The sequence below is a fragment of the Streptomyces sp. H39-C1 genome (genome assembly GCF_027158125.1).
In the GTDB taxonomy this organism is placed as follows: Bacteria; Actinomycetota; Actinomycetes; order Streptomycetales; family Streptomycetaceae; genus Actinacidiphila; species Actinacidiphila fildesensis.
Genome location: NZ_JAPVLS010000024.1, coordinates 1 through 12,924 on the forward strand (window position 1 = coordinate 1; position 12,924 = coordinate 12,924).

A 12,924-nucleotide genomic window follows, 5' to 3' on the forward strand; every position below is an offset into this window, starting at 1 on the left:
AGGCCGAGTACGTCGTCGACGCTGCCGGCCACGACCCCCCGGTCGTGGGTGCCGCGCAGCAGCCCCAGGCGGGTCTCGGCGCGCAGGTCGTGCAGCAGGTCGAGGATCTGGGCCTGGACGGTGACGTCGAGTGCGGTGGTCGGTTCGTCGGCGATCAGCAGCCGTGGTTCGCAGGCCAGCGCCATGGCGATGAGCGCGCGCTGCCGCATGCCGCCGCTGAACTCGTGCGGCCGGGCGCGCGAGCGCCGGGCCGCGTCCGGGATGCCGACCCGGTCCAGCACCTGGACGGCCCGCTCGCGGGCCGCCCGCCGGGTGGCCTTCACATGGACGCGGTAGACCTCGGCGATCTGGTCGCCGATCGCGTAGTACGGGTCGAGCGAGGAGAGCGGGTCCTGGAAGACCATCGCCGCCCGGCCGCCGCGCAGCCGCCGCAGTTCGGTGTCGTCGGCGCCGAGGACGTCCGTCCCGGCGACCCGTACGGTGCCGCCGGTCCGCGCGCCGGTCCCCCGGTGCAGGTCCAGCAGGGCGTACGCGGTGGCGCTCTTGCCGGATCCCGACTCACCGACGATGCCGAGGGCGCCGCCCGCTTCGAGCCGGAAGCTGAGACCGTCGACGGCCCGTACGGTGCCGGACGCGGTCGGGAAGTCGATGACGAGGTCCCTGACCTCCACCAGCGGCTCGGCGAGGCCGGCCGTGGCGGCGGGATCCACTGCGGAATCGGTGGCCGCGCTCATGCCAGCACCACCCTTCGGTCGGCCAGCGCGTAGAGCACGTCCGCGGCGGCGTTGGCGATGACGACGGCGAAGCCCATGACGAGCACGATGCCCACCACGACCGGCAGGTCCTTGAGCTCGACGGACTGCACGAGCTTCTGGCCGAGCCCTGGCACGTTGAACAGCGACTCGGTCAGCAGGGCGCCGCCGAACATCGTCCCCAGGTCGAGCGCCGACAGCGCGATCACCGGGGTGAGGGCGGCCCGCAGCGCGTGCCGTCCGATGATCGCGCGCTCGCTGACGCCGTAGGCGCGGAAGGTGCGGATGTGGTCCTCCGCGAGCGTCTCCAGCATGGAACTGCGGGTCAGCCGCGCGTACTTGGCGGACTCGACGAGGGCGAGCGCCAGCCAGGGCAGCAGCAGGTTCCAGGCCCACTGCTGCGGGTCGTCGGTGAACGGCACGTAGGAGGGGTAGGGCAGCCACTGCAGCACCGAGCAGAAGAGCATCAGCAGCAGGATGCCGATGATGAACACCGGGGTGGCGGTGCCCGCGAGGGTGAGCCCGGTGAGCAGCCGTTCGGTGGGCCGGCCGCGGCGCAGCGCGGACAGCACGCCGGTGCCGATGCCGAGCAGCAGCCACAGCACCATCGCGCCGATGGCGAGGGAGGCGGTGGCGGGCAGCTTGGCGACGAGGATGTCGCTGACGAGTTCGCCGGTGCGGTACGACTGGCCGAAGCAGGGCGCGGAGCAGTGCACCGTACCGGTGCCGGTGCTGTAGTCGTGACCGGTGACGATGCCCTGCAGGAAGTGCCAGAACTGTACGTACACCGAGTCGTTCAGGCCCATCTGCTCGCGGATCTGCACGAGTTGGGCGGGCGAGCACTTGGGCCCGCAGGACAGTTGCGCGGGGTCGCCGGGCGCCAGGTAGAACACGGCGTACAGCACGACGGCCAGCACCAGCAGAACCACCGCGGCGGAGACCGTGCGGCGCAGCAGGAAGCGGATCATGACGCGGCCTCCTCGCGCTTGCGGCCGGTGCCGATGCGGAGCCGGCTGGCGGCGCGGGGGTCGAGGGCGGTCCTGATGCCGTCGGCGAGCACGGTGAAGGCGAGCACGCTGATGAACAGCATCGCGGCGGGCAGCAGCACGTACGCGGGATCGGCCTCGTACCAGGTGTTGGCGCTGGAGAGCATCTGGCCCCAGGACGGGGTGGGGGGCTTCACGCCGATGCCGAGGAACGAGAGCCCGGACTCGATGACCATGTTCGCCGGGATGAGGAGGGCGGCGTACGTGATGACCGGTGCGACGAGTGACGGCAGCAGTTCACGGCGGGCGATCCGCCAGGTGCCGGAGCCGGCGAGCCGGGAGGCCGCCACGTAGTCCAGGGACTTGAGGCTGAGCACCTGGGCCCTGACGAGCTTGGAGATGCTGCCCCACGCGACGAAGCCGATGATGAGCGCCAGCAGCAGCGGGCGCGGGAAGCTGTCGGGCACCACGGCCATCAGCGCGATGGCGAAGACCAGCGCGGGCATGGTGATCATGACGTCGGTGACGCGGCTGAGCAGGTTGTCCACGAAGCGGTTGCCGAGCCCCGCGGCGAGGCCGGTGCCGACGCCGACGAGGATCTGCACGAGGGTGGCGCCGAGTGCGACGGCCAGCGAGATCTGGGCGCCGTGCACGAGCCGGGAGAACATGTCGCGCCCGGTGCCGGGTTCGACACCGAGCCAGTGGTCGCCGCTGATCCCGCCGAAGGAGCCGAGCGGTACGCCGCCGGAGGCGGAGTCGACCAGCTCGGGGTGGTAGGCCGTGGTGTTCTGGCCCTCGATGGCGCTCAGCAGGGGTGCGGCGAGCGCCACCAGGACGAGGAGTGCGATGACGGCGGTCCCGGCGACGGCCGCGCGCTGGGCGCGCAGCCGCCGCCAGACCTGCCGGGCCCCCGCCTCGACGGCCGTCAGGTCCTGGGTGGTCACTTGACCGAGACCTGCGAGATGTCCAGGACGCCGGTCCAGTCGCTGATCACGACGTTCTTGATGTCCTTGCCGAACAGCCGCTTGTAGACCGGGTGGAAGAGCGGCACGGTGACGGCCTGCTCGCCGATCTTCTTGTCCAGCGCGCCCCAGCGGACCGCCGCGGCCTTGAGGTCGGTCAGCTTGTTGATCTCGTCGATCTCCTTGTTGACCGCCGGGTCGTCGAGCTGCGCGTTATTGAAGTTGGAGCCGTCCTTGACGATCTGCCGGCCGTCGAAGATCGGGCCGAGGAACGGGCCGCCGGACGGCCAGTCCGCACCCCAGCCGGTGAGGAAGAAGCCCGGCTCGGTCGACACGTTGTGGATCTTGTCGCTGAACGCCTTGTGCTCCTGGCCGTCGAGCTTGACGGTGATGCCCGCCGCCTTCAGCGCGTCCTGGACGGCCGTGGCGACCTCGGGGCCCTGCTCGTCGGCCTTGGTGACGTCATGGGTGAGCGAGACGGTGATCCCGTTCGGGTAGCCGGCCTCCGCCAGCACCTGCTTGGCCTTGACCGGGTCCCCGGTCTTGCCGGCCGGGAACGGGTCGTACGGCGTGTAGCCGAAGGACGCCTGCTCCGGCAGGTACGTGGTGGCCTGGTCGGCGAGCGAGGAGCCGCCGACCGCGTTGACCACGGTGGTGCGGTTGACCGCGTACGCGATGGCCTGGCGCACCTTCGGGTTGTCGAACGGCTTCACCTTCGGGTTGAAGGCGATGTAGTCGGTGTAGCCGAAGTGGCCGGTGCCGACCCGGCTCGCGAGCGCCTTGTCACCGTTGACCTTGGCCAGCTCGGCCGGGCCGAGGTTGGTGTCGGTGGTGACGGCCGCCGCGTCCTTGCCCGTGCCGGTGGACAGCCGCTGGTTGATCACGGCCTGGTCAAGACCCGACTGGACGTCGATGCTGTCCGGGTACGCCTTGCGCTGGTCGTCGGTGGCCTCCGACCAGTTGGGGTTGCGCTCCAGCACCAGGTGCTCACCGTTGTTCTCGTTCTTGATCACCTTGTACGGGCCCGAGGAGACCGGGTGCTCGGCGTACTTGGTGCCGGTGTCCTTCGCCTTCGGCACCGGGGCGAACGAGGTCTGCGTGGCCAGGAACGGGAACTCGCCCTCGGGCTTGTTCAGGTGGAACACGATCGTCCTGGCGTCCGGCGTCTCCACCGAGGCCAGTCCGTTCTTGTCCTTGTACGGGCCCTGGTACGCGGCGCCGCCGATCAGCCAGTCGCGCAGGTAGGGCGCGCCGCCGGACAGCTCGGCCGCGAAGGAGCGCTCGATGCCGTACTTGATGTCGGCGGTGGTGATGGGCGAGCCGTCCTCGTACTTCAGGCCGTCCTTGAGGTGGTACGTCCAGACGGTGGCGTCCTTGCTCGGCTCGCCGGTGTTGGTGGCCAGGTCCGCGGCGACCTTCGAGCCCTCGGCGCCGTTGGCCCGGGTGCGGGTGGTGAGCGTGCGGTAGACCAGCGAGGGAACGTTTCCGCCGCCCGAGGTGTACAGGCGGGCCGGGTCGAAGTCCTCCTGCGCCTGGTTGTTCAGCACGTAGAGGGTGCCGCCCTTGGCGGGCTTGGCGTCGGTGGAGGCCTTGGCGCCGCCGCTGTCCTTCGGGCCGCAGGCGGCGGCCCCTCCGGCGAGGGCCAGACCAACGGCTACCGCTGCCACGCGGCGGGATATGAGGGACAGTTGACGCATGAGAGATCGGCCTTTCGCGGCTGCGAGGTATGACGGCAGGATTCAACGAATACCCGCGGGCAGCAGCAGCCGCTTCCCCTCCACGGAGAAATGGCTCGAACTCAGGGGGGTGCGTCTGCCCACGGATGGACAGCTCGGGGCGGAGGCGGAAAGCCTCTACGCGACCGAACCGTGGGTCACCGACAGAGAATGTCGGCTACGCAGATTTCGGCCACGCCGATGAGCACCAGCTTGATGCTGGCGTCCTCGGGTGCGTGGCGGTGCGACATGGGAGAAGAGTGAACGACGATCCCGCCGATGTCAAAATCCGGTCGGCGGGATCATTCGTGCTCAGGCGGTCGAAACCGCTGGTCAGGCCTTCGGGAACGGCCAGGCGTTGGGCTTGCAGGTGGGGCCGCCGTCGAGCGACAGGAACTTCGTCTGCTGCATCATGACCGGCGCGAGCTCGCCCGCCTTCGGGCAGCCGACGTGGCCGTGCCCGAGCCGGTGGCCGACCTCGTGGTTGATGAGCATCTGCCGGTACTCGTGCATCCGGTCGGGGCCGAACGTGACGGCGCCCTGTGCCCAGCGGAACGCGTTGATCATGGTGCGCTCGGTGGACGCGGCGTCACATGACACATTGTCAACGGTGATGTCCAGGCCGGATTTCGCACACCACTTGGCAGTGGTGCCGGGGCTGGCGAGCGTGACGACGATGTCGACGGGGCCCGATGACACCCGCTCGAACGTCTTGGTCCCGCCGTGCCCCCAACTCCGGTCGTCGTTCAGGGTGGTGAAGACCGTCCGGGTGAAGAGCGCGGAATCGAGCGGCAGGCCCTTCTCCACGTCCACCCGGAAGCGCAGCACCTTCCCCTTGCCCGGCGCCGGGTCGTGTCCCGGCATCGTCTGGAACTGGCCGCTCAGGGCCAGCTTGGCGTCGAGCGGGTACTGCCTGGCCATCAGCTGGTCGTAGCCGGCGACGGCCACGGCGGGTGCGTTGGAGGGTGCGACGCCGGGCGTCGGACGGTCCTTCGACCGTGAGGCCGCGTCGCTGCCGTCGCGGGTCGCGCCGTCGGAGGCCCCGGCCTCGCTGTGTCCGGCGCCACCGCTGCCGACCTGCCCGGCGACGACCACGGCGAGCACGGTCACCACCGCGGCGGCGGCGATCCCGGTGAACGTACGGCCCTTGCCACCGCTCTTCCGGCCGGTGTCGGCGGCCGTGGCCTCCGGCAGGTCGGAGTCCAGGACGGGCTCCGGCTCCGGCTCCGGAACCGTCTCCTGCTCGACGCGCTGCCGGGGTATCCGGCGGCCGGGCGGGGCCTCGAAGGACTGCGGCGGGAGGACCGGCTCGTCGAACGTCTGCCACTGGCCGGTGTCGTACGGGTCCTGGACGGGGTGGACGGACTGCTGGAACGTCTGCCACTGACCGGTGTCGTACGGATCCGGGACGGGGAGGACGGGCTCGTCGAACGTCTGCCACTGACCCGTGTCGTACGGGTCCGGGAGCTCGTCCGGCCGGTAGCCGGTGCTCCGGCCACGGCCGCTCTCCGCCGCCCAGCCGTCCTGGGCGCCCCAGGCGGCGTGCTCACGGTGCTCGGGGTGCGGGCGGGAGTCCGGGTGGTCGCCGACGACGTAACCGCCGTCGTAGCGGGCACCCGGCGCCGGACCCTGGGACGGGACGGAGACGGGAACGCCGACGTCACCCCGGCGTCTGCGGCCCTGGCCTGCACGACCGCCACCGAGGGTGCTCGATATGTCGTTGTCGCGGCTCTGCCGGCCGCCGCCCGCGCTGTGTTTCCCCACGCCCTCAATCAGCTCCTGCTCGCCGCGTCGCTCGTCGTGTCGTTCATTACGCGAGCGCCCGTCTTTTCGTTCACCGCGTGACCGTCCGTCTGATCGAGCAGGTCCCGGAAGGCCCGTGCCACCACGTCAGGGTGCTCCATCATCGCGACGTGCCCGCTGTCGGGCAGCGTCACCAGCCGGGAGTCGCGGAACGCCTGGGACGCCTTCCGCGCCATCCGGAAGGAGACCAGCTTGTCGCGCCCCCCGTAGACCAGCAGCGTCGGCGCGAGTACCCGCTCCGCCTGCCGCCACAGAGAGTGTTGTCCACCCAAGGTGTACGCGTTGACGATGCCCCGTGTCGAACGGACCATCGCATCCCAGAAGTACGGGAGTGCGATCCGCCGTTCGTACTCCTCGACCGCCTCCGCCCGCGCCCGGTCACCGACCGACGAGGCGTCGCCGTAACACAGCGTGAGCAGTTCCTGGGTCCGCCGCTCGGCCGGCCAGTCCTTGGTCGCCCGCAGATAGAGCGCCGGGATCCCCGGCATCGAGACGAACGCCGTCGGCCACGCGGTGCGCTGCGGCGGAAGCTCCGGCAGCGCGGGCGAGACCAGTGTCAGCGTCCTGACCAGGTCGGGACGGGCCGCCGCGACCTTCGTCGCCACCGCGCCGCCCATCGAGTTGCCGAACAGATGGACCGGACCCCGCTCGCCGGACTCGATCAGCCGGACCACCGCCCGGGCGTGTCCGGCGATCGAGTAGTCACCGTCGTCCGGCGGCGGCGAGAAGCCGAAGCCGGGCAGATCCGGTGCCTGACTGTCGAGCCGGTCGGCCAGCCGGTCCATCAGTTGTGTCCAGTTCTGCGACGAACCGCCCAGTCCGTGCACAAGAACGGCCGGTTCGAGTCCGTCGCGCTCCGAGGTCCGCTCGCGGACCACCAGAGAGAGACCGGGCAGGCTCACATTTCGCTGCGTTTCCCCTGGTCCGAGCCGCGGCCCCTGCGGGGGGACGGCTGCGGGAGCGATCGCAGCTTGAGGAGACTCCGTCGAGGACATGGGGCAATGTTACGAGACGATCACGCATGCGCCTGTGTGTTCGCCCTCACAGGCTGCGCTCAGGACCCCGCGCTCCTACGCTCGACAGTAAGGAAGGGAGTCACCGTGTCCGACGAAGTCCAGATTTCCGAGGATGAATTCGAGGCCGCCGCCGACGATCCGGCCATCGAGATGGACATCGAAACCCCCGAAGCCGATGCCGCCGAGCAGCACACCGATGTCGTCCACCGCGACGACGTCCCGGCCGGGGAGGACTCCGATTCGCCCGTCGCGTCCGCCGATCCCGCGGACGTCGCGGAACAACGTCGTGTCGTCAACCTGGACGAGGAGGACTATCGCTGAAAGGTTCCAGGTAGTGAGAATGTGCTCTCGCACCGCGCACAGCCCCGTTACCGAAAAGTACGATGGCACCCGCAGTGTTCCTTCAACAGATTGGGAGGCGGCGTGACAGCCATCGAGCACACTCAGGCACGCCCGCGCGGCACCCGCCTGCCCCGCCGGGCCCGCCGCGAACAACTCCTGGGCGCGGCCCAGGAAGTGTTCGTCGCCCAGGGCTACCACGCCGCCGCGATGGACGACATCGCCGAGCGGGCCGGCGTCAGCAAGCCGGTGCTCTACCAGCACTTCCCGGGCAAGCTGGAGCTGTATCTGGCGCTGCTCGACCAGCACTGCGAGTCACTGCTGCAAGCGGTGCGTACCGCACTGGCCTCCACCTCCGACAACAAACTGCGCGTCGAGGCGACCATGGACGCCTATTTCGCGTACGTGGAGGACGAGGGCGGCGCCTTCCGGCTGGTCTTCGAATCGGACCTGACGAACGAGCCCGCGGTCCGCGAGCGCGTCGACAAGGTCTCGCTGGAGTGCGCCGAGGCGATCTGCGAGGTCATCGCGGAGGACACCGGGCTGCCCCGCGAACAGTCGATGCTGCTGGCCGTCGGCCTCGGCGGCGTCTCCCAGGTCGTGGCCCGCTACTGGCTCTCCAGCAACAGCCAGATCCCCCGGGACACCGCCGTCAACCTGCTGACGTCGCTGGCCTGGCGCGGTATCGCCGGTTTCCCGCTGCACGGCACGGACGGCCACCACTGACGGCCGCCGGCCACCACTGACGGCTGCCGCGGACGGCCACCGCCGGTTATTCCCCGTCGCTGTTCGCTACCGGCGTTCATCATCTTCGGATTCCACCCCTCCGAGCCCGGCTAGTGTTTCCTGCGTACGGCGCGAAGACGCGCACACCGCCAGACCTGGAGGTACAGAGCCGTGGAGGTCAAGATCGGCGTGCAGCACGCGCCGCGCGAGATCAGCATCGAGAGCGTGCAGTCGGCCGAGGAGGTCGAGAAGGCCGTCGCTGACGCCCTCTCCGGCGCGTCGCCGCTCCTGAGCCTGGTGGACGAGAAGGGCCACAAGGTCCTCATCCCCGCAGCCAAGATCGCGTACGTGGAGATCGGCCAGCCCGCCAGCCGGAAGGTCGGCTTCGGCGCGTCGATGTGACGACGGCGGAGGGCTCGCACCGTAATCGGGTGCGAGCCCTCCGTTTTGTCCGGCTCCCCGAAGGGGTAGGACCGTTATGCAACGGTCGGCCCCCTCGGGAAGGACCCCGTACATGTGGGAAGCAGTCGCATTCGCCGCGCTCGGTCTGGGCATCGCCTACGCCGCCACGCACTTCTTGCCCGAACGCTTCCCGTCCCGCGTCCTCGTCCTCGCCACCGGTCCGATCGCGGCCCTGGTCGGAGGTCTGATCACCCGTACGGTTCTCGGCGCCGGCCACGCGGCCGTGACGCTCCCGGTGTCGGCGCTCGTCGCGGCGGCGCTGCTCAGCCTGCTCCTCCGCCCCGCTGACGACCGGCGCTTTCTCCGCCACTCGGTCGCGGGGCGGGCCTGAGGACCACAGCTGAGGACCACAGCTGAGGACCAGGCCTGAGCGAGGGTCAGGCAGCCAGCCCGAGTGCCGCCATCCGCTTGGTGTGCGCTTCGGTGATCCGGGTGAACATCCGGCCGGCCTCGGCCAGGTCGAAACCGCCGGCCACTCCCCCGACGAGCATCGTGGACAGCGCGTCCCGGTCGGCGACGACGCGCTGCGCCTGTGACAGCGCCTCACCCATCAGCCGCCGCGCCCACAGCGCGAGCCGGCCGCCGACCCGCGGGTCCGCCTCGATGGCGGCGCGGACCTTCTCGACGGCGAAGCTGGCGTGGCCGGTGTCGTCCAGTACGGCCAGCACGAGCGTGCGGGTGTCGGTGTCGAGCCGCGCCGCGACCTCGCGGTAGAAGTCCGAGGCGATCGAGTCGCCGACGTAGGCCTTGACCAGACCCTCCAGCCAGTCCGACGGAGCGGTCTGCCGGTGGAACTCGTCCAGCGCGGCGCCGAAGGGTTCCATGGCTTCCTTCGCGGAGGCCCCGATCTCGGAAAGCCGGTCCCGCAGCCGCTCGAAGTGGTGGAATTCAGCCGCCGCCATGGCGGCCAGCTGAGCTTTGTCCTCAAGCTCCGGCGCGAGCTTCGCGTCGTCCGCGAGGCGTTCGAACGCGGCCAGTTCGCCGTAGGCCAGCGCACCCAGCAGATCCACCACCGCGGCCCGGTAGTGGGGGTCCGCGGAAGCTCCGGCCCAGTCCAGGGCAGCGATTCCGGTGGCAGGTGCGGTCGTCTCGTCAGGCGTCTCCATGCTGCGCACAATAGCCAAGTCCGGGTCCCGCCGGACCACCCCCGTAGCCCCCGCCGAAACATTTGATCGGGTGCAGCTGCGTGTTTCCGGGGTAGAGTGGTAATGCACTCCGCCGATTTTCGGCAATTTCCTGTGCACTGTACGCAGTATCTGGATGCCCGGTCGGTGGCCCGATCGGCTCCTACACCGACCGCCCTCCTGACAGCAGGAGGGGCCCACTCGCGGCATGTGCGAGGGCAGCGGTCCCGCGCTTCTCAGCCACCCACGGCTGGACGACACCTGCGCGGTCAGCGCCCGGCGTTCCTTTCCGGACGCGGACGCTCGACCCCCCTCACAGCCCAGTGCCGCGTCTCACAGAAGAGGCAAGCATCCTGACCACCACGACTTTCCGCAGCCTCGGAATCCTTTCCGAGACCGCCGAAGCCCTTGAGGCTGTCGGCATCATCAATCCGTTCCCGATCCAGGAGATGACCCTTCCGGTCGCCCTGGCGGGCAATGACATCATCGGCCAGGCCAAGACCGGCACCGGCAAGACGCTGGGCTTCGGCCTGCCGCTGCTGGAGCGCGTCACGGTCGCCGCCGACGTCGAGGCCGGCCGCGCCAAGGCCGAGGACCTCCCCGACGGGCCGCAGGCCCTGATCGTCGTCCCCACCCGTGAGCTGTGCCAGCAGGTCACCAACGACCTGCTGACCGCCGGCAAGGTGCGCAATGTGCGCGTCCTGGCCATCTACGGCGGCCGCGCCTACGAGCCGCAGGTCGAGGCCCTCAAGAAGGGCATCGACATCGTCGTCGGCACCCCGGGCCGGCTGCTGGACCTCGCGGGCCAGAAGAAGCTGAACCTGAAGTCGGTGCGCGCCCTCGTCCTGGACGAGGCCGACGAGATGCTGGACCTGGGCTTCCTGCCCGACGTCGAGCGGATCATGGCCATGCTGCCGCCGAAGCGCCAGACGATGCTGTTCTCGGCCACCATGCCGGGCGCGGTCATCAACCTGGCCCGCCGCTACATGTCGCAGCCCACGCACATCCGCGCCACCTCGCCGGACGACGAGGGCGCGACTGTCGCGAACATCACGCAGCACATCTTCCGCGCGCACTCCATGGACAAGCCGGAGCTCGTCTCCCGCATCCTGCAGGCCGACGGCCGTGGCCTCGCGATGATCTTCTGCCGCACCAAGCGCACCGCGGCCGACATCGCCGACCAGCTCGCCCAGCGCGGCTTCGCCTCCGGCGCGGTCCACGGCGACCTGGGCCAGGGTGCTCGTGAGCAGGCCCTGCGCGCGTTCCGCAACGGCAAGGTGGACGTGCTGGTCTGCACCGACGTCGCCGCCCGCGGTATCGACGTCGACGGTGTGACGCACGTCATCAACTACCAGTCGCCGGAGGACGAGAAGACGTACCTCCACCGCGTCGGCCGCACCGGCCGCGCCGGCAAGACCGGTATCGCGATCACGCTGGTCGACTGGGACGACATCCCGCGCTGGAAGCTCATCAACAAGGCGCTGGACCTGCCGTTCGACGAGCCGGAGGAGACGTACTCCACCTCCGCGCACCTGTACGAGCTGCTCAACATCCCGGCCGGCACCAAGGGCATACTGCCCCGGGCCGATCGGACCCGTGCCGGCCTCGGCGCGGAGACCGTCGAGGACCTCGGCGAGACCGGTGGCCGCGGCAGGACCGGTGGGCGCAAGCCCGCCGTCGCCGCAGCGGCGACCGTGACCGAGGAGCGTCCGCCGCGGACCCGCACCCCGCGTCAGCGCACCCGCACCCGTGCCGGTGAGACCGCCGTCGTCGCGGTGGATGCGGCCGCGGCCGTGACCCCGGTCATCGACGTGGCGGACACCGAGGGCGAGGCGAAGGCGGCCCCGCGCCGCCGTCGCCGTACCCGCGCCGCCGCTCCGGCCGCGGAGGGCGCTCCGGCCGCGGAGGGCGCTCCGGCCGCGGAGGGCGCTCCGGCGACCATGGTCGAGGCCACTCCGGCCGAGGCTCCCACCGCCGAGGGTGACGAGGCCAAGCCGGCCCGCCGCCGTCGTCGTACCCGTCCCGCGAAGGCCGAGCCGGCCGACAGCTGACCGACCCGCGGAACAGCACAGCGGAACAGCACCACCAGCAACGCCGACGCCCCCGGTTCTCCACCGGGGGCGTCGGCGGTCTGTCGCTGTCCGCAACCTGTCGTACACACGCGTCGCGTAATCTCACGGCATGAGCAGACCGCCGACACTGGAGCTGCCCGAAGGGGCCCGTGCGTACCGCCTCGCCACCGCGAGGGGCGACTTCGCGGTGCTGGACGCCGGAACGGCGGTCCTGGGCACCGCCCTGCTGGTGCCCGGGTTCACCGGGAGCAAAGAGGACTTCATCGCGCTGCTCGAACCGCTGGCACTGGCCGGCTACCGGGTGGTCGCGGTCGACGGCAGAGGGCAGCACGAGACGGGCGGCCCGCCCGAGGAGAGCGCGTACACCCAGGCCGAACTGGCCGCCGACGTCCTCGCGCAGACCGAGGCGCTGGGCGGTTCGGGTCCGGTGCACGTACTGGGCCACTCGCTGGGCGGGCTGATCGTGCGGGCGGCGGCGATCGACGCGGCACCGCCGTGGACGTCTCTGACGATCATGAGTTCCGGGCCGGCCGCCATCGACGCCGAGCAGCAGGCCAGGACGCGGATGCTCGTCGAGGCGCTGCCCGCGATGGGGATGGAGGCGGTCTGGCAGGCGATGCGCGACATGGACGCGGAGAACGCCGACGCGCCGGACGTCCCGCCCGCCATCGCGGAGTTCCTGTACCGGCGCTGGATGGGCAATGTCCCCGAGCAGCTGATCGCGACCGGCAAGCAGCTGATCGCGGAGCCCGACCGGGTCGCCGAGCTGGCCGCCGTACCGATCCGCACGCTGGTGCTCTCCGGCGACGTCGACTACGCGTGGCCGCCGGAGTGGCTCGACGAGATGGCGCTGCGGCTGGGCGCGCGGCGGGTGGTCATCAAGGGCGCCGAGCACTCACCGAATGTGGACCAGCCGGAGGCGACGGCCGAGGCGCTGATCGATTTCTGGAGCCCGAAGGGCGAGTGA

Annotated in this window: 14 protein-coding genes; 6 read left to right on the forward strand and 8 right to left on the reverse strand. The window is 70.5% G+C overall.

The window, feature by feature from the left end; all coding sequences use genetic code 11:
* From O3W51_RS17735 to O3W51_RS17760, 7 genes are all read right to left on the reverse strand, one after another.
* On the reverse strand, positions 1–734 hold a 734-nt coding region (locus O3W51_RS17735), incomplete at its 3' end, for an ABC transporter ATP-binding protein (protein ID WP_269286729.1).
* Positions 731–1,720 (reverse strand): ABC transporter permease, encoded by a 990-nt coding sequence (locus O3W51_RS17740; protein WP_164295271.1) that lies wholly within the window; start codon positions 1,718–1,720, stop codon positions 731–733. The genes O3W51_RS17735 and O3W51_RS17740, both read right to left, overlap by 4 nt.
* On the reverse strand, positions 1,717–2,682 hold the full coding sequence (locus O3W51_RS17745; RefSeq protein WP_138350978.1) for an ABC transporter permease: 966 nt from the start codon (positions 2,680–2,682) through the stop codon (positions 1,717–1,719). Before O3W51_RS17745 ends, O3W51_RS17740 begins: the two co-directional genes overlap by 4 nt.
* Positions 2,679–4,397: an ABC transporter substrate-binding protein gene (locus O3W51_RS17750; protein WP_138350979.1), complete on the reverse strand. Its 1,719-nt coding sequence runs from the start codon at positions 4,395–4,397 to the stop codon at positions 2,679–2,681. The genes O3W51_RS17745 and O3W51_RS17750 overlap by 4 nt, the downstream gene beginning before the upstream one ends.
* A 176-nt stretch (positions 4,398–4,573) precedes the next feature.
* Positions 4,574–4,666: an Ms4533A family Cys-rich leader peptide gene (locus O3W51_RS48865; RefSeq protein ID WP_368860151.1), complete on the reverse strand. Its 93-nt coding sequence runs from the start codon at positions 4,664–4,666 to the stop codon at positions 4,574–4,576.
* 82 nt (positions 4,667–4,748) lie between these two features.
* Positions 4,749–6,179, reverse strand: a complete 1,431-nt coding sequence (locus tag O3W51_RS17755) for a DUF3152 domain-containing protein (protein ID WP_269286735.1) — start codon at positions 6,177–6,179, stop codon at positions 4,749–4,751.
* An 8-nt stretch (positions 6,180–6,187) separates the two neighbouring features.
* Positions 6,188–7,213 carry an alpha/beta fold hydrolase gene (locus O3W51_RS17760; RefSeq protein WP_138350980.1) on the reverse strand — a complete coding sequence of 342 codons (1,026 nt, stop codon included), beginning with the start codon at positions 7,211–7,213 and terminating at the stop codon, positions 6,188–6,190.
* 105 nt (positions 7,214–7,318) lie between these two features.
* On the opposite strand from O3W51_RS17760, the gene O3W51_RS17765 reads away from it, so the two are divergent.
* The 4 genes from O3W51_RS17765 to O3W51_RS17780 all read left to right on the forward strand — a co-directional run bounded on the left by O3W51_RS17765 (position 7,319) and on the right by O3W51_RS17780 (position 9,092).
* Entirely contained in the window at positions 7,319–7,555 is a 237-nt protein-coding gene (locus tag O3W51_RS17765; protein WP_138350981.1) for a hypothetical protein, read from the forward strand.
* Positions 7,556–7,657: 102 nt separating this feature from the next.
* Entirely contained in the window at positions 7,658–8,299 is a 642-nt protein-coding gene (locus tag O3W51_RS17770; RefSeq protein WP_138350982.1) for a TetR/AcrR family transcriptional regulator, read from the forward strand.
* 171 nt (positions 8,300–8,470) lie between these two features.
* On the forward strand, positions 8,471–8,701 hold the full coding sequence (locus tag O3W51_RS17775; RefSeq protein ID WP_138350983.1) for a DUF3107 domain-containing protein: 231 nt from the start codon (positions 8,471–8,473) through the stop codon (positions 8,699–8,701).
* A 112-nt stretch (positions 8,702–8,813) separates the two neighbouring features.
* Positions 8,814–9,092 (forward strand): hypothetical protein, encoded by a 279-nt coding sequence (locus tag O3W51_RS17780; protein WP_138350984.1) that lies wholly within the window; start codon positions 8,814–8,816, stop codon positions 9,090–9,092.
* A gap of 46 nt (positions 9,093–9,138) precedes the next feature.
* Here O3W51_RS17780 and O3W51_RS17785 read toward each other — a convergent pair whose 3' ends face one another.
* The gene (locus O3W51_RS17785; RefSeq protein WP_374117421.1) at positions 9,139–9,876 is read right to left on the reverse strand and encodes a ferritin-like fold-containing protein; all 738 of its coding nucleotides are present in this window, start codon (positions 9,874–9,876) and stop codon (positions 9,139–9,141) included.
* Positions 9,877–10,334: 458 nt separating this feature from the next.
* Between O3W51_RS17785 and O3W51_RS17790 the strand changes: the two genes are divergently transcribed.
* Together O3W51_RS17790 and O3W51_RS17795 are read left to right on the forward strand one after the other, a co-directional pair.
* Entirely contained in the window at positions 10,335–11,936 is a 1,602-nt protein-coding gene (locus tag O3W51_RS17790; RefSeq protein ID WP_443048295.1) for a DEAD/DEAH box helicase, read from the forward strand.
* Positions 11,937–12,066: 130 nt separating this feature from the next.
* Positions 12,067–12,924: an alpha/beta fold hydrolase gene (locus O3W51_RS17795; protein WP_138350986.1), complete on the forward strand. Its 858-nt coding sequence runs from the start codon at positions 12,067–12,069 to the stop codon at positions 12,922–12,924.

Coding starts and splice junctions, on each gene's coding strand:
- O3W51_RS17740 (WP_164295271.1), bottom strand. CDS start 1,720: ATGATCCGCTTCCTGCTGCGCCGCACGGTCTCCGCCGCGGTGGTTCTG.
- O3W51_RS17750 (WP_138350979.1), bottom strand. CDS start 4,397: ATGCGTCAACTGTCCCTCATATCCCGCCGCGTGGCAGCGGTAGCCGTT.
- O3W51_RS48865 (WP_368860151.1), bottom strand. CDS start 4,666: ATGTCGCACCGCCACGCACCCGAGGACGCCAGCATCAAGCTGGTGCTC.
- O3W51_RS17760 (WP_138350980.1), bottom strand. CDS start 7,213: ATGTCCTCGACGGAGTCTCCTCAAGCTGCGATCGCTCCCGCAGCCGTC.
- O3W51_RS17780 (WP_138350984.1), top strand. CDS start 8,814: ATGTGGGAAGCAGTCGCATTCGCCGCGCTCGGTCTGGGCATCGCCTAC.
- O3W51_RS17790 (WP_443048295.1), top strand. CDS start 10,335: ATGACCCTTCCGGTCGCCCTGGCGGGCAATGACATCATCGGCCAGGCC.
- O3W51_RS17795 (WP_138350986.1), top strand. CDS start 12,067: ATGAGCAGACCGCCGACACTGGAGCTGCCCGAAGGGGCCCGTGCGTAC.